Annotated in this window: 15 protein-coding genes; 5 read left to right on the top strand and 10 right to left on the bottom strand. The window is 58.2% G+C overall.

Features of this window, described 5'->3' with window-relative positions:
- Positions 1-215 precede the first annotated feature (215 nt).
- Positions 216-1,220 (top strand): L,D-transpeptidase family protein, encoded by a 1,005-nt coding sequence (locus LY622_RS08645; RefSeq protein WP_369413781.1) that lies wholly within the window; start codon positions 216-218, stop codon positions 1,218-1,220.
- Between the two features lie 158 nt (positions 1,221-1,378).
- Here LY622_RS08645 and LY622_RS08650 read toward each other — a convergent pair whose 3' ends face one another.
- From LY622_RS08650 to LY622_RS08675, 6 genes are all read right to left on the bottom strand, one after another.
- Entirely contained in the window at positions 1,379-2,122 is a 744-nt protein-coding gene (locus LY622_RS08650) for a FadR/GntR family transcriptional regulator (RefSeq protein WP_234290533.1), read from the bottom strand.
- The gene (locus tag LY622_RS08655; RefSeq protein ID WP_234290534.1) at positions 2,115-3,185 is read right to left on the bottom strand and encodes a four-carbon acid sugar kinase family protein; all 1,071 of its coding nucleotides are present in this window, start codon (positions 3,183-3,185) and stop codon (positions 2,115-2,117) included. Before LY622_RS08655 ends, LY622_RS08650 begins: the two co-directional genes overlap by 8 nt.
- 185 nt (positions 3,186-3,370) lie before the next feature.
- Positions 3,371-4,495: an iron-containing alcohol dehydrogenase gene (locus tag LY622_RS08660; RefSeq protein ID WP_234290535.1), complete on the bottom strand. Its 1,125-nt coding sequence runs from the start codon at positions 4,493-4,495 to the stop codon at positions 3,371-3,373.
- On the bottom strand, positions 4,492-5,415 hold the full coding sequence (locus LY622_RS08665) for a dihydrodipicolinate synthase family protein (protein ID WP_234290536.1): 924 nt from the start codon (positions 5,413-5,415) through the stop codon (positions 4,492-4,494). The genes LY622_RS08660 and LY622_RS08665 overlap by 4 nt, the downstream gene beginning before the upstream one ends.
- On the bottom strand, positions 5,412-6,362 hold the full coding sequence (gene pdxA, locus LY622_RS08670; protein WP_234290537.1) for a 4-hydroxythreonine-4-phosphate dehydrogenase PdxA: 951 nt from the start codon (positions 6,360-6,362) through the stop codon (positions 5,412-5,414). The genes LY622_RS08665 and pdxA overlap by 4 nt, the downstream gene beginning before the upstream one ends.
- Positions 6,359-7,528 carry a sialidase family protein gene (locus LY622_RS08675; RefSeq protein WP_234290538.1) on the bottom strand — a complete coding sequence of 390 codons (1,170 nt, stop codon included), beginning with the start codon at positions 7,526-7,528 and terminating at the stop codon, positions 6,359-6,361. Before LY622_RS08675 ends, pdxA begins: the two co-directional genes overlap by 4 nt.
- Positions 7,529-7,949: 421 nt before the next feature.
- Here LY622_RS08675 and LY622_RS08680 point away from each other — a divergent pair, with 421 nt between their 5' ends.
- The 4 genes from LY622_RS08680 (at position 7,950) to LY622_RS08695 (ending at position 11,706) form a co-directional block, all read left to right on the top strand.
- Positions 7,950-8,975 (top strand): TRAP transporter substrate-binding protein, encoded by a 1,026-nt coding sequence (locus LY622_RS08680; RefSeq protein ID WP_234290539.1) that lies wholly within the window; start codon positions 7,950-7,952, stop codon positions 8,973-8,975.
- Between the two features lie 122 nt (positions 8,976-9,097).
- Positions 9,098-9,550 carry a TRAP transporter small permease gene (locus LY622_RS08685; RefSeq protein WP_234290540.1) on the top strand — a complete coding sequence of 151 codons (453 nt, stop codon included), beginning with the start codon at positions 9,098-9,100 and terminating at the stop codon, positions 9,548-9,550.
- Entirely contained in the window at positions 9,547-10,848 is a 1,302-nt protein-coding gene (locus tag LY622_RS08690; protein WP_234290541.1) for a TRAP transporter large permease, read from the top strand. Before LY622_RS08685 ends, LY622_RS08690 begins: the two co-directional genes overlap by 4 nt.
- A gap of 111 nt (positions 10,849-10,959) precedes the next feature.
- On the top strand, positions 10,960-11,706 hold the full coding sequence (locus LY622_RS08695) for an SDR family NAD(P)-dependent oxidoreductase (protein WP_234290542.1): 747 nt from the start codon (positions 10,960-10,962) through the stop codon (positions 11,704-11,706).
- 151 nt (positions 11,707-11,857) lie between these two features.
- Here LY622_RS08695 and LY622_RS22555 read toward each other — a convergent pair whose 3' ends face one another.
- The 4 genes from LY622_RS22555 to LY622_RS22650 form a co-directional block, all read right to left on the bottom strand.
- Positions 11,858-12,607, bottom strand: coding sequence for a c-type cytochrome (locus tag LY622_RS22555; protein ID WP_305038571.1), 750 nt, complete (start codon positions 12,605-12,607; stop codon positions 11,858-11,860).
- A gap of 65 nt (positions 12,608-12,672) precedes the next feature.
- Entirely contained in the window at positions 12,673-12,999 is a 327-nt protein-coding gene (locus tag LY622_RS08710) for a hypothetical protein (RefSeq protein WP_234290543.1), read from the bottom strand.
- Between the two features lie 120 nt (positions 13,000-13,119).
- Positions 13,120-14,169, bottom strand: coding sequence for a fatty acid desaturase (locus LY622_RS08715; RefSeq protein WP_234290544.1), 1,050 nt, complete (start codon positions 14,167-14,169; stop codon positions 13,120-13,122).
- Between the two features lie 119 nt (positions 14,170-14,288).
- Positions 14,289-14,951, bottom strand: a complete 663-nt coding sequence (locus tag LY622_RS22650; RefSeq protein ID WP_201025327.1) for a response regulator transcription factor — start codon at positions 14,949-14,951, stop codon at positions 14,289-14,291.
- Positions 14,952-14,954: the final 3 nt, after the last annotated feature.

The following is a 14,954-nucleotide window of genomic DNA, read 5'->3' on the forward strand; positions in this document are numbered from 1 at the left end:
TGATGTGTGTCAGGTATATCGCTGTAGAAGTGCAAGGAGGTCGATATGATGACGACTAACGGTTCAATGACCTTCCACCCCTGTGGTGAAGGTTGCGCAAGAGGCAACGAAGAATGAGACACAATGGCAGCAATAGCGCATGGCCATCGCCATTTCGCCCCCGTGCAGCGGTATGGGCTACTGTACTGAGCCTGGTATTCACTGGTGCCATGCTGATGTCGGCCGCTGCGCTGGCCGACGAGCCCGACGAGGAAGCGGCATCCGAATGGCCCAAGGGGCACTATCCGTTGCCGGAGGCAGGCGACGTCATCGGCGAGAACTATACCGTCGAGGCTCGGGACGAGGAGACGCTGCTCGATATCGCCAGGGCCCACAATGTGGGGTACGAGGAGATCCGCCTGGCCAACCCCGAGGTGAGCGTATGGCTACCCGGCGAAGGCACCGAAGTGGTCATTCCCGGGCGGCACATCCTGCCCGCCGCGGAGCGGGAAGGCATCGTGATCAACATTGCCGAGCTTCGGCTCTACTACTATCCGCCGGCCTCCGAGGGTGAGACGCCTAGGGTCGAGACCTATCCGATCGGCATCGGCAGAGAGGGATATAACACGCCACTGGGCAAGACCGAGACCACCATGCGTCTGAAGGACCCGGCCTGGTATCCGCCTCGCTCCATGCGTGAAGAGGCGGCCGAGAGAGGCGAGCCGGCTCCCGCCGTGGTGCCGCCGGGTCCGGACAATCCGCTCGGCAGCCATGCCATCCTGCTGGATATCCCAGGCTACCTCATCCATGGAACCAACGAGCCGGATGGTATCGGCATGCGTGCCAGCCGTGGCTGTATCCGCATGTTCCCCGAAGATATCGAGTCGATCTTCGACCGCGTGCCCGTGGGTATGCAGGTCAATATCATCAACCAGCCGATCAAGGCCGGCTGGGATGGCGATATGCCCTATGTGCAGGTCTTCGAGACGCTCGAGGACCAGGAGTACGGCATGGCGGCACTGATGGAGACCCTGTCGTTGCTGGAACGCAGCGGCGACGAGGGCTCGGTGCCGTTGAACTATGAGCAGTTGCGCCACTTGCTGGAGAACCCCAATGGCGCGGTCGTCGCACTGGAGCAGGCGCCGGAGCCCGAAGAGGAGCCGGAAGAGCCTGACGCGGGAGGTTTGTATGACGAACTCGCTGCCCTATTGGGCCCAGAGCTTGTAAAGCAGGGCTCGTAAGAGAACGTGCGCCCGAGGAGGCTGTGTGATAACCCCGTCACCAGCTTCGGGTGCGGCGCCCAAGAAGAATGCCTCGGCTTCGCCTTGCCATGGGATCACCTCGTTCAGTGTACTGCCTTAACGGGGTGTCCACTGCTTCCTGGGCAAGATCACAGATATTACATTGTCGCCGACATGGAGCTGGAAGCCGTGGCACGTCGCTTACCTTCGAACAGACGGTCGCGGGATCCGGCCAAGTGCTTATGCATGAGATCATGCGCCAGCTCGGGATGGCGCTGTTCGATCGCCTCAGCGATAGCACGGTGCTCTTCAAACACATGTTGCAGGCCATCGGGGGTCGTCTTCAGCGACAGCCCGTGTAACTGCATGCCGACGGCGATGTGCTCTTCCAGCGCTTCCATCGCCGTCGCGTAATAGCGGTTTCCCGACGCCTGTGAGATGGCGAGATGAAACTGGAAATCGGCGTCCTCGTGGTGCCGGCGACGGCTGGTTGCATCACGCAGCATTTTCAAGGCGGACTTGATGCGCTGGAGGTCTTCCGCGTTGTGCCGTTCAGCAGCCCGGGCTGCCGCCCTCGGCTCGACACTAAGGCGAAACTCATAGCAATCTTCCAGATCGGCAATGTTTTCCATCTGCCCGAAACCCAGCGGTTGCCGTAGGCCGAGGCTGCGTACGAAGCTACCCGCGCCGCGCCGAGAATAGATTAGCCCTTGTTCGCGCAGTTTCTGCAGCGCGTCCCGCACGATGGGGCGAGAGACCTGAAATTCAGCAGCAAGCTCATGTTCAGTCGGCAGACGCTCGTCAGGCTGGTAAGACCCTGACTTGATCGCACGTTGCAGATGGTCGTAGACCATCTCGCCTAAACTACGTCGTCCTGAGGTCGGTTCTCGTCGATCACTCATGCGGCTTTTCCGTATATGTTGTGCAGATCATTTCGGCGACTCTGACAAGGGTGTCATTCGCACCGAAGCCGCCCGATTTCGTGATGAATATAGTATCCCCGGCTCGGCAGATTGGAAGGCCGGGAAGAATTTCACCGAGTAGTTCCATGTCCGAGATGCCATGGCAATGCAACACGGCTTCAGCCGTCGCCCCGCCGGTGAGAAGCCAGGTCACGGCGTCCTCTCCTGCAAGCTGTTTCAGGGACGTAGCAAGATTGGCTGCAACCGTTGCTGCCGGCACGGAGTTGGGGCCAGGAACGGCCTGCAGCACCGTCAACTGCGCTGCTTGCACGGGCTCGATGTCCAGGCGACCACCAGGGGCCGGTATATGCAAGGCATCACGTCGTGCCGTCAATAGGGCGTCAATCTGACCCAGGGTAATCGTATCCCGCGTCCCTGCGGTTATGCACAGCGCTGGCGGGAACGACAATGGCGCGTCTTGCGGGATGCGCTGGCCAGCCATGTGCCGTGCCACACGCTCCGCCAGTGAACGCGCACCCAGCAGTAGGGTATCGGAGCCGCAGTCACCGATCCACTGGTCCATATCTTCGTCACGCAGGGTGTCGGGTATACATGCGCTGCTGGCATGGTGGCCGAGGGCGGCGCCTACCGAGATCGGCGAGTCCACCCCAAAACCGCTGACGCAGCCGTTGCGCACGATTCGGTCGAATTGCGGGATCGCCGGCATGGCGACGAGCCTGCGGTAGGGGATTTCGTCAAGCTCGGCGGCGATCGGCCCCTTGAGCCGGGAGTCGACCTTCTTGAAGATGGGGATACCGGCAGGCAGTGTCGCCACTACCTGGGCTACCCGTCGTCTTGCTTCATCCGGGGAGGCGTCGCGCGTTTGCGTCGAGATGGCCAGGATCTCGGGGTACTCCTCGGCCAATACGCGCTCGATGGCCTCTGGTGAGGTCACGGCAAGGGTCCGCAAGCCATATCGTGCGAACGCCGCGCCGGAATCGAGTGCGCCGGTCAGGTCGTCGGCAACGATCGCTAGTCTCGGAATTTCAGTCATGGACGCCATCGCGGCTCTCTCTGGGAATTCGCTGAACAATTGATTGCACGTCACCCCGTGGCCAGGCGATTCGTTCGACCGCCCATCAGGGGGCTGGCCGAGGTGGCATGGGTATGCCTCTGCAGCCAGTTCGATGGCGGAATGGGCATCAGGCCCCTTGGCCGGTTCCGTGGTGAGTTGCCCAGCGCCGCGGTTTATAGCGCGGCACGGTATATCTCGAGCACGTCGCTGACGGCCATGTCGCGGGGATTGTTGTCCATCAACCGCCGGATGCCGTGTGCCTCCTCGGCCCAAGCAGGCAGGTCGTCCTCACGGGCACCGTGCCTGGCAATCCGCATCTCGACCCCGAGATCTCGGCAGAAGGCGTGGGCGGAGGCGAACAGCGACTCGGGCGAGTCGTCGAAATCAAGCCCCAACGCCTTGGCGATTTCGCGGCTCTTCTCGAGTCGCACCGGCGCATTATAGGCAAGCACGTGCGGGAAGGTGATCGCATTCGACAATCCATGCGGCAGGCTGAGTCGTGTGCCGAGGGGATAGGCGAGTGCGTGGCCGGCGGCGGTATTCACCGGGCCGAGGCAGATCCCGCCATAATACGATGCGAGGATCATGCCGGCGCGCGCCTCGGTATCCTGACCATCGGCGACGGCACGGGGCAGGTACTTGCCGATCAGGGACATGCCCATCCGCGCATAGCCGTCGATCAGGTCGTGCGCCTTGATGTTGGTGAATGCTTCGACACAATGCGCCATCGCATCGATGCCGTTCGCAGCGGTCACGGCGGGCGGTACAGAGTAGGTCAGCACGGGATCGAGTACGGCGAAGTCCGCCAGCAGGAACGGGCTTTCCACCGCGATCTTCGATTTTGTCTCAGGGTCCGTGACCAGGGCGCGAATACCTGCCTCGGATCCGGTGCCGGCCGTCGTGGCAACCTGGGCGAGGGGGGTACGACGGCCCTGCACGCGGTTCGGTCCGGCGACGTCTTCGAGCGTCTGTTCTCCGTCCCAGAGTGCGGCGACCAGTTTGGCGATGTCCATCACCGACCCGCCACCGAGGCCCACGACCAGATCGGGTTGGCATTCGCGGGCGACAGCTATCGCCCGTTCGAGTGCCGTGGTGTCGGGCTCAGGCGGAATGTCGGCGAAGACGGTGACCTTCCCCGGTAACTGGAGGGTGTCGACATAGCCCGCCGTGTGTTCACCAGCGATGACCAGCGGTCGGCGGGCGTTTGTTGCCCACGCCCCCAAGCGAGCGGCGGCGCCAGCCCCGACTTCCAGCTGCTTGGGTTGATGGATGGTGATCGGGTTGTCGATTGTGCTCATGCTTTCGCCCCCTGCTCGAGATGTTCCATCTGCGCCCAGACCGACGCACGGGCTTCGTCGTCAAGTTCCACGAACGGTGGGCGGACACGGGTCCAGCCGTTCCAGCCCCGGCGACGGGCAAGCATCGTCTTGACGGTCGGCAGCTGAACGTAGGCGTTGGTCAGTTCGCGCCAGGCGTTGATGCGCGCTTGCGCCGCCGCGACCTCGGCTTCTCGTGCGGGATCCTCCCACCCATCGAAGACGATCCTCAGGTCCGACGCGACCAGGTTCGAGCTGGCTGTGATGCAACCGGCGCCTCCCGATTGCAGCAAGGGCAGCATCAACGGGTCGGCCCCGGCCATCACGGCACAGTCCGGACACTCGGCGATGGTGCGGCGCATGTTGTCGAGGTCGCCGGAGCTATCCTTCACCCCGACCACGATTCCCGGGTAGGCGGCTTGCAGGCGAGCGATGAGCTGCTGCGAGATCGGAACTCCCGACATCTGGGGAATGTGATAGAGAATCACCCGCAGCCGGTCGTCGGCGACCCGTTCGATGGTCTCGGCATAGGCGCGGAAGAGCCCTTCGTCGCTGGCCCCCTTGTAATAGAAGGGCGGCAACAGCACGACTGCCCGCACGCCGGCTTGGACCGCGTGCCGGGTCAGCGCCACGCTGTCCGTCACACTGGTCTGTGCAGTCCCGGGAAGCAGCCGCAGTGGGGCGATGCCCGCCTCGATGACACGGTCCAGAAGCTCCTGCCGCTCCTCGAGGCCCAAGGAATTCGCTTCGCCGGTCGTGCCGAGGAGAGCGATACCGTCGCAGCCCTCCTTGATCAGGGCGTGGCAGTGCTGAGCGAAGGCGACGTGATCCGGGCTGCCGTCCTCGACGAAGGGGGTCGCGGCGGCACAGAACACGCCGCTGAAGTCGTGAGCTGTCATCATGCGCCCCTGCCTGCCGCCAGTTTTCGCGCATAGGCGATGGCAGCGTTCAAGTTGGTGTGGTTGGCCTTGCCGGTACCGGCGATATCGAAGGCGGTGCCGTGATCGACTGAAGTGCGGTCGATCGGCAGTCCCACCGAGACGTTCACTGTCGTGTCGAATGCCACGAGCTTGATGGGAATATGCCCCTGATCGTGGTACTGGGCGATCACCAGATCGAAGCCGCCCTGATAGGCGCGGTAGTAGACCGTGTCGGCCGAGATGGGGCCCTCGACGTTCATTCCCTCATCCTGCGCCATCGTGACGGCTGGCCTGATCTGCTCCATGTCCTCATTGCCGAACAGGCCGTTTTCTCCGCAGTGCGGGTTGAGCCCTGCGACGGCAATACGGGGATTCTCGACGCCGATACGCCGCATATGCTCGTAGCCCGCGCGGATCGTCGCCAGCACTCGCTCGGGCGTGACGCGCCCGATGGCATCCTTGAGCGAGACATGGGTGGAGACGTGGATCACTTCCAGCCGTTCGGAAGCCAGCAGCATGTAGGCCGCATCCGATCCCGTCAGGTCACGCAGCATGCCGGTGTGGCCATCGTAATGGTGGCCGGCGGCGTTCAGCGACTCCTTGTTGATGGGAGCCGTGACGATGCAGCCGATCGTTCCGGCCTCGGCCGCGCGTACCGCCGCCTCGATGAAGCGGAAGGCGGCGTCGCCGGCCGCGTGGTCGAGTCGCCCCCAGGGCAAGGGGGCGCCCGGCACCTCGATATCCTCGACCAGGCCAGCGAAGTCGAGCGAGGTGCCGACCACCTTCTGGGCCGCCTCGAGCGTTGCCAGGTTGCCGAAGACGCGCGTTTTCGCTCGCTGTTCAGGTGTCATCTCGGCCAGTGCCTTGACCGTGATCTCGGGACCGATCCCGACCGGGTCGCCCATCGTGATGCCGATGATGTCGTTCATGCGGTTGCTCCGTCGATCCAATCGAGGCTGAGCCGAACGTGTTTGATGGCTCGCCGATAGAGGGTGTAGGCGATGTCCACCTGCCCGTCGGCTCGCTGCAGGATGACAGGGTAGGAGAGCTCCTTGTTGCGGCCGTCCACCGAGTTGTTGGAAAGACAGGTACCCGGGGCGTCCTCGATGACGATTCGGTGCGGGAAAGTGCAACCATCGTCTTGGGAAAGACACAGGGTCAGCGGTGCACGCGGTACGCCCCAGATTGGCTGGCAACCTCCCGACGCATCGGGCCGGTCATCATCTTCACCCAACTCGTCGTAGAGGGAGGTGCGCCGGTCCTGGGACATCGCCGCCGAGACCGGATTGCAGACCATGGCGATTCGCCCATCGGCCAGTCGCGTCACGCCGATCGAGGAGTTGTTGTTCGGCACGTCGGTGGGGGCGGGGGGCGTCCAGGTATGGCCGCCGTCGAGGCTTTCCGAGCGGTGCACGAAATCGGCTTGACGCCGACGATAGAAGGCCACCTGGCGGTCTTCCTCGAGGGGTACGGGGGACATGTGAACCGCACCTAGCGAGTCCGGCACGTCCTGGACCGTCCAGGTTTCGCCTCGATCGGTCGATACCGCCATCGCGGCCGTGTCGTGGCTGCCATTCCAGCGCTGTCCCGGGCGTGGGTTGCAACGAAACAGCGGCAGCATCCAGGCGCCATCGCCTCGGATGCGCAGGGGGGCGCGGATAAAGGTCCCATCCGGCAAGCCGATGTCGCGGCATGGGCCACTGGCTACATGGTCACCATTCAACTCGAGTCGGCGCATCATGACCCTTGCCTCGTCCTGGTTGCCGGCGGGCTGGGCCGTATTGAACAGGATCGTCTCGCCCTCGGGCGACGTGAAGATCACCGGGTTTTGCTCGGACCGGGCTGGGTCGTCGGTCAGGCATTGCGCAGGCCCCCAGGCATCGGCGCCCGGTGCCAGTACCGAGGCGTGGATCGAGATGTCCGACTTGCCTTCGAGGGTTCCGCCGAACCACGCGCAGAGCAGTGCGCCATCGGGAAGAACGGAAAGAAAAGCGGCATGATTCTGCACCGCCAATGAGGGCAGGATCGCCTCCGACCCGCCGGAGCGCGAGACCAGCGTTCCGTCCATACGGGCTGCGATTTCGTCAGGTGTCATTCGAGCATTCACTCCTAAGTGTCATTGGGGCGCTCACGCTGCCCCGGTGACGGTGAGCATCGTCACTGGCAAAGATGTTGTCAAGTTAGCAGTCGCAATATTGAAGGTTAGACCAAAGGATAATGTGTAAATTAATTGCTTTTAAATCAATAATTTACTTTAGGCAAATCATGATGGATAGGTTTGTTTGATTTCTTAAATTGACAACATTGTGAGCTGAAGCCATTGTTCAGGTGTACGGCACACCGAGGAGGGGCTATGACACCGATATGCTTGGATGTGGTTTGGCAGGGACAACACGGCACCAGCTTGGTTGCCGATACAATGTCTCTCTTGGCGCCCAGATGATGACCCGCTGCTACTATCATTACAGAAGAGTGGTTTGAAGCTTTACTTCTTATATTGAAAAGGAGAGTAACAAATGATCTTAAAAAAGACTGCTTTGAAAAAATCGTCGCTTCTATTGTTGTCAGGGATGCTGCTCCCCTTTGCCAGTGGCTTCTCCAATGATGGCTCTGCGCAAGCTTCAGAAAACGCTGAAACAGTGAAGCTGGTAGCTGCGACCATCAACCCAAGAGGCTCATTGCTGGCTGACGCGCTCATAGCCTTCGGGGATGAAATTGAAAACCAGAGTGACGGAACGATTGAAGTAAACGTTCGCACTGACGGCATTCTTGGCAGTGCATCCAGCCAATACCAATCCGTTATCTCTGGTGACATTGACATGATTTACTCAGATTCGGGTTGGTTTGCAGAACAACACCCGGTATTTGAGGTGTTAAGCTCGCATTATCTCTTCAAGGACAGAGAGCACTTTGAATCTATCGTGAATACAGAAGGGAAGCTCTCTTATTTTGAAGATTTGCTGGTAGAGCGTCCTGGTTTAAAAACAGTGATGTATGCGGGCGGGCTGGAAAGGAATATCATCAGCACTTTTCCGATTAACGGTGTTGAAGATTTGCAAGGAAGAACAATGCGGAGTGGTACAGGGGCTACTGAGTTGGAATGGTGGCGAAACCTGGGTGCAAATCCAACCAATATTGATTTTAATGAAGTGTACTCTGCTCTACAAACAGGCGTAGTAGAGGGCTCGCAAAATAGTTTGGACGCTATGATTCAACAGCGCTTCGGGGAAGTTGCGAAACACGTAGCTAGAACACAACATAGCCTAACCCTGGGTTTTGTGGTCATGAATAATGAACGATATGAGTCATTATCAGATGAACAAAAAGAAGCAATACAGAGAGCGGCGGATATTGTGCAGCCTGAATATATCAGCAGGGCGTTTGAGCAAGCCAAAGAAGATATGGAAACATTGGAAAATGAATTTGGCGTAACCTTTACCAATCCAGAGCGTGAAGGATTCGTTGAAAGATCACGCCTCCAATTGGATGAATTAGCTGCGAGATATGATGTGGAAGACATCGTAGAGGAAACCTTCAACTGAAGATCTGTTTGAACTGCCCCTGATACTTATGGGGCGGTTCAAACCCTTTTTGGGGTTGTAATATGTTGTATAGAAAACTCAATTGTGCAATATTCAGTGTGGTAGGATTGGTTAGCATATTCATGCTGGTACTGATTTCTATAACTTTGTTTGCTGGTGTGCTCACGAGATATGTTTTTTCTTACTCTGTTCCAGAGCTGGAGGTTTTAAGAAAGTTCTCCTTGCTGTGGCTTGTTTTTCTAGGGTCCGCCTTGGCTGTAAAAGAGAAAGCTCATTTGGAAATTGATATTTTCTCGGAGTACTTGAGCGAAACTGGCCTCAAGGTAAAAAACATCATTGTCTATTTGCTTTCTCTTTTCGGGATGATCATTCTGTTGTTTATAGGGATCGCTGCATACCGAGCAGGTCTGATGCGAACAGAGCTAGTACCGATTCGGTTCCTCCCTTCACAACCTTCGCTAATCTACTATTATTCCGCATTTCTCGTGGGCTCGGTATTCATGATTTACTTCCACCTGCTCAACGCCAAGTATTTGTTCACTAGAAAAAACGAAGAAGAGGTGGATGAAGAATGATTCTGCTGGCCGTTATTTCTATTTTTCTTGTTTGTCTGTTAATTGGCGTTCCTGTTGCGTTCAGTATTATTATTGCTTCAGTGGTTCCGATTCTGTTCGAGCCGCTAGTGAGTTTGACGCAAGCTAGTTCTATCATGATTGAATCGTTCTCCAGTTTTACGCTGTTGGCGATTCCATTGTTTATTTTTGCCGGGGCGTTGCTTAATCTAACGAAAGTGACGGATGATTTGATCTATATTTCCAAGGCGCTGGTTGGTAATTTAAAGGGTAGTCTCGCCCACATCAACATTGTGACGAGTGTGTTCTTTGGTGCCATATCGGGCTCTTCTGTTGCAGACGTTGCATCTCTAGGGAGACTCTTGATCCCTGCGATGGTAAAGGCAGGCTACAGCAAAGAGTTTGCAGCAACTTTAACAGCGGCTTCCTCTACCATTGGATCCATTATTCCCCCAAGTATTCTGTTGATTGTATATGGGGCGTTATCTCAGACTTCTGTGGCTGCGCTATTTGTAGCGGGGATTATCCCGGGAATTTTGATCGGGCTAACCCAAATGATTTACGCTTACTATTATGCATCAAAAAACAATGTTGGGCCTGTTAGCAACGAACTCTTGGGATTAAGCGATGACGAGAAAGTCTCCAAGCGCGTCGCGTTAAAGAAAAGCATATTCCCTGTCAGCTTGTTTTTAGTTGTCATCGTGGGGATTATGGCGGGTATATTTACGGCAACAGAAGCAGCCGCTATCGCTGTCGTTTATGTGTTCTTGGTGGCCTTCTTTATCAAGAAGGAGAGGGGCTTCAAGAACTACATGGAAGTCACGCATAGAGCTGTAACAGACTCGGCATCCATTTATATTCTGATAGCGGCGGCTGCCTTTTTGTCCTGGGTTCTTTCGTATTATCAAGCACTCGACCCAGTTGTTAATTTTATTGTTGGCAATGACTTTAGCCCCTTTGCTTTCTTGCTTATATTAGTGTTGCTGTACTTTATTCTTGGCACTTTTATGGAGCCAAACTCAGCCATGCTCATTTTTGTTCCCCTGTCGGTTCCAGTGATACGAGGATTGGGAATTGACCCAGTGGTTGCAGGCATAGTCACCGTTATGGCTATTCGTCTTGGCACCGTGACGCCGCCATATGGGTTATCTACGTTATTAGCTGCAAAGATAGCAGAGACGAATGTGATAAAAATGCTGCCTCATATACTAATGTTTGTAGTGATCTACTTCATGTCTATTTTAAGCATTATTGTATTTCCTCAAATTGTGACATTCATGCCGGATCTATTAATGCGATAGGCTAGGGAGCTACTGAAATTCTTTGGCTGGGGTCATTTAAAAGACTATTAACAACTGATTTTGATCAACCCATAGCCCCGGGATTATGGGTTGGTTCCAGGGTGGAATAATATGCTTTTGACGGATAAGGTGGCAATCATAACAGGTGCCAGTAGAGGGATAGGAAGAAGTATTGCCAAGACATTGGCTGGGAATGGAGCATCCCTCACTATCGTTGGGACAAACCTGGATCTTTTAAATGAAGTTTCCTGCGATGTGAAAGAGCTGGGAAGCGAATGCTTGATTTTCGCGGGGGATGTCACAAAGCCTGAAACTGCGGAAGCCGTTGCAGAAGAAACGATGGACTGTTTTGGAAAAATTGACATTTTAGTAAATAACGCCGGCATTAATATGCGCAGCTCTACCTTGGATATGGATTTTCAGGATTGGTATCGTGTGCTCGATGTGAATTTGAATGGAAACTTGTATTTCAGTAAAGCGGTTTTACCTCATATGGTAGGGAGGCGTTGCGGAAAAATTGTTAACGTCAGCTCCTCCACGGCCAAATCCGGGCATAGAAATGCCGCCCCTTCATACGGGGCATCTAAAGCTGGTGTTGATTACTTGACAAGGCATCTTGCCCTGGAAATGGCCAAGTACAATATCAATGTCAATGGCGTTAGCCCTGGCCCTGTCGAAACAGACATGATCAAACAGTGGAGCGAGGAATACTTCCAGAAAGTTGTTTCCAATGTTCCTTTGCAAAGATTAGGGACACCTCAAAACGTAGCAGATGCTGTGCTTTTTCTTGCATCCAGTATGGCTGATTTTATTACTGGTGAAATTATTAATGTTAATGGCGGAACTTATATAAACTGAGGCTTTTGGGAACGTCTTTATACTGAGCTGCTGACGTTCGATAGCATCTCTCCGAATCGACCACTAGCCATCAGAGGCTGGGTTTGTGACCGGTTAGGAGAGATGGCTAGTCATTGTCTGACCATCGATCGCAGACACTTTTCGGAGAAGCCTAGTGTTTGTGTTCCGCGACATGCTCGTCCGCCAGGGTATGGCGGATATAAAGCACCACGGACCAGATGGCGTCTTCGTCCAGCTTGCCCTGGAAGCGGGGCATGGCGCTGTTGCTGTTGCCTTCCTTTATCTGCCAGGCGTATTCACCGGCCGCATGAGCGGCGCCATGCAGGGCCAGGTTGGTCGGGCTAGGGTCGTAATAGGCGGCGGCGGGTGCCAGGCCATTTCCTTCCCCGCTCGGTCCATGACAGGCCGAGCAATAGCGCTGATAGACCTGCATCCCCTGAGCCAGGGTCTCGGCATCGGGCTCCAGCGGACTTTCGCGCTCAGCCCACTCCTGCGGTGCCTTCCAGCCATGACCTCCATCCCCATGGGCGTGATCGTCTGCACCGTGGCCATCATCGCCATGTGCTGCATGGTCATCACCACCATGGGCGTGGCCATCATCGCCATGTGCTGCATGGTCATCACCGGCATGGGCGTGGCCGTCGTCGCCGTGTGCGGCATGGTCGTCACCGCCATGAGTCTGGCCGTCGTCGCCATGGGCAGTATGTTTTTCATCGTCATGGGCGGCATGCGCGTGGCTACCCGCCGAGCTATGCCCATGGCTCTCATCGGCATGGCCAGGACTGGCCAGGGCAAGGGCGAGTGTCAGGCCGCCAGCAAGCATGATGGCGAAACGAAGCAGTCGGCCGGGATCCTGAGTGGCCACCTGAGTGGCGGAATGGTATCGATTAGGGGTAGTCATGGGTTGCTCCTGAATACGGTCAAGCGGACGACGACACGAGGATCGCGTCGTTTCGGTAACGGTATTCAGGCGAGTCTAGGCGGGCGCTTGAGCAAATAGGCAGGCGCCGGGGGCGAGTGCCCCGGCATGAAAAGTGGCTGCTGCGTCATGGCACAGGCCGGAATAACGGCATGGCCGGCGGTGCCCGTCATGCAGTGGCTGTTGCCGATGCAGTCCGTGGCGCAGTCCGCCATATCCGAGTGGGTGTCCTGTGGGCAGTCCTCATGGCTGCTCTCCTGGCTCGCATGATGCGTGGCATCGAAGATGGCATCGAGTCCGGCCGCGGCGACGCCTCCTGCCGAGAGGGCGAGAACGAGGCAGAGGTAGGCGAGTCGGACCATGAATCGACGCATGCGGAGCGGAACCTCGAAAACGTCAGGCAATTGAACACTTCCGATCTTCGCCGCAATGCCGTGATCAGGCAATCGACAGGTGGCCCTGGAAGGAGCTGATCGACCGATTCCTGATCTCGGTCAGGATTCGGTCAACGGCCTTGGCTCTGATGATAGAGGTGTTGCCTCGGCAAAGGAGACCAGTCGACGCTTCTCCTCGTCCCACAGCACGAGTCGCACCGATGCGAGGCTCTGCCGCAGGGTGAGGCGGCCGATATGGCGGATTTGGGGATGGTCGCGCAGCACTTCGGGCAGCCGGTAGGAGGGGATGCGGCTGCAGAGATGATGGACATGGTGGATCCCGATATTGGCGGTGAGCCAGCGCAGGGGACCCGGGAGGTCATAGTGGGAGCTGCCGTGCAGCGCCGTCTCGTGGAACGTCCAGTCGTCTTCGTGTTCCCACAGGGTCTCCTCGAACTGGTGCTGGACATAGAACAGCCAGACGCCGATCGAGGAGGCGAGAAGCGTGATGGGGAGTTGCACGAGCAGAAAGGGGATCACGCCGACCAGCCAGATCATGACGGTGACGAGCAGCGCGATCGCCGCGTTGGTGCTCATGGTGCTCAGCCAGGGCATCCAGCCCGCACGCATGAATCCCACCGGCAGGCGATGGTCCAGGATGAACAGGTACGTCGGGCCGAGACCGAACAGCACCAGCGGGTGCCGGTACAGGCGATAGCGGAGCCGCTGCCTTAGCGGCAAGCCCCGAAACTCGCGTACGGTCAGGGTATCGATGCCGCCGATACGCGGGCGATCGAGGTTGCCGGAGCTGGCATGATGGAGGGCATGGCTGTGCCGCCACAGGTCGTAGGGCGTCAGGGTCAAGACGCCGATGGCTCGTCCGACCCAGTCATTGGCAGCGCGAGACGGGAAAAATGACCCGTGGCTGCAGTCGTGCTGGATCATGAACAGGCGCACGAGAAAGCCCGCGGCAGGCACGGCGAACAACAGGCCGAGCCAGTAGCCAGCGCTCAGGGTGCCCCACATCAGTATCCAGAGGGCGGCGAAGGGGATCGCCGTGGCCATCAGTTCCACCACGCTGCGCGCCAGGCGCGGCGTGCGGTACTCACCCAGGGCGCGCTTCAATGCCCGTGGCTCGGCGGTGATGTCGATAGTCGTTTGGGGGTCCATGACTGTAGGTTGGTGTCAGTCACGCACCCCGTCTGTACGGTACCGCACGTATATCGGGACGATCGTCGGCGTGGCCCCGCCTGTGCTGCTGGCGTCACGGCGCGCCCGAGGCGACCTGCCTACTGCTGCCGTGGTTCCGTCGGCAGCGCCTCCACCAGCCCCAGCGCCACGCAGAGCCGCACCAGCTCGGCCAGGTTGTGCGCTCCCAGCGCCTTCATGGCCCGCAGCCGGTAGACCTCCACGGTCTTGGCACTGATGTCGAGGTGCTCGGCGATCTCGCGGCTGGTCATGCCTTCGGCGACGTGCACCAGTATCTGCCGCTCCTTGGGGCGGAGGGCGGCGTAGCGGGCCTGGACGGTCTCGAGCCTGGCCCTGGTCTGGCGCAGGCGCTGGTGTTCGGCCATGGCCTGCTGCACGGCATCGATCAGCTGCTGATGGTTGAAGGGCTTCTCGATGAAGTCGAAGGCCCCCGCCTTGAGGGCCGTCACCGCCATGGGCACGTCACCGTGTCCGGTCATGAAGATGATCGGCGCGATGTCGCCGCGCTCGTTCAGGCGCTGCTGGACCTGCAGGCCGCTGAGGCCGGGCATGCGCACATCGAGCAGTACGGCAGCGAAGCTGTCGGGTTCAGCGGCCAGGAAGGCATCGCCGTCGGCAAAGGCGTGGGTGGCCAGGCCCACGGAGTCCAGCAGCCAGGCCAGCGAATCGCGCAGGGCCTCGTCATCGTCGACCACGGCGATGCGGGGCACAGCGTGGTCTGAATGGGCCGAAGGGGTGGTCACGCG

Source organism: Halomonas alkalisoli (assembly GCF_021412585.1).
Lineage (GTDB): Bacteria > Pseudomonadota > Gammaproteobacteria > Pseudomonadales > Halomonadaceae > Halomonas > Halomonas alkalisoli.

Coding starts and splice junctions, on each gene's coding strand:
- LY622_RS08645 (WP_369413781.1), top strand. CDS start 216: ATGTCGGCCGCTGCGCTGGCCGACGAGCCCGACGAGGAAGCGGCATCC.
- LY622_RS08650 (WP_234290533.1), bottom strand. CDS start 2,122: ATGAGTGATCGACGAGAACCGACCTCAGGACGACGTAGTTTAGGCGAG.
- LY622_RS08655 (WP_234290534.1), bottom strand. CDS start 3,185: ATGGCGTCCATGACTGAAATTCCGAGACTAGCGATCGTTGCCGACGAC.
- LY622_RS08660 (WP_234290535.1), bottom strand. CDS start 4,495: ATGAGCACAATCGACAACCCGATCACCATCCATCAACCCAAGCAGCTG.
- LY622_RS08665 (WP_234290536.1), bottom strand. CDS start 5,415: ATGATGACAGCTCACGACTTCAGCGGCGTGTTCTGTGCCGCCGCGACC.
- pdxA (WP_234290537.1), bottom strand. CDS start 6,362: ATGAACGACATCATCGGCATCACGATGGGCGACCCGGTCGGGATCGGT.
- LY622_RS08675 (WP_234290538.1), bottom strand. CDS start 7,528: ATGACACCTGACGAAATCGCAGCCCGTATGGACGGAACGCTGGTCTCG.
- LY622_RS08680 (WP_234290539.1), top strand. CDS start 7,950: ATGATCTTAAAAAAGACTGCTTTGAAAAAATCGTCGCTTCTATTGTTG.
- LY622_RS08685 (WP_234290540.1), top strand. CDS start 9,098: ATGCTGGTACTGATTTCTATAACTTTGTTTGCTGGTGTGCTCACGAGA.
- LY622_RS08690 (WP_234290541.1), top strand. CDS start 9,547: ATGATTCTGCTGGCCGTTATTTCTATTTTTCTTGTTTGTCTGTTAATT.
- LY622_RS08695 (WP_234290542.1), top strand. CDS start 10,960: ATGCTTTTGACGGATAAGGTGGCAATCATAACAGGTGCCAGTAGAGGG.
- LY622_RS22555 (WP_305038571.1), bottom strand. CDS start 12,607: ATGACTACCCCTAATCGATACCATTCCGCCACTCAGGTGGCCACTCAG.
- LY622_RS08710 (WP_234290543.1), bottom strand. CDS start 12,999: ATGCGTCGATTCATGGTCCGACTCGCCTACCTCTGCCTCGTTCTCGCC.
- LY622_RS08715 (WP_234290544.1), bottom strand. CDS start 14,169: ATGGACCCCCAAACGACTATCGACATCACCGCCGAGCCACGGGCATTG.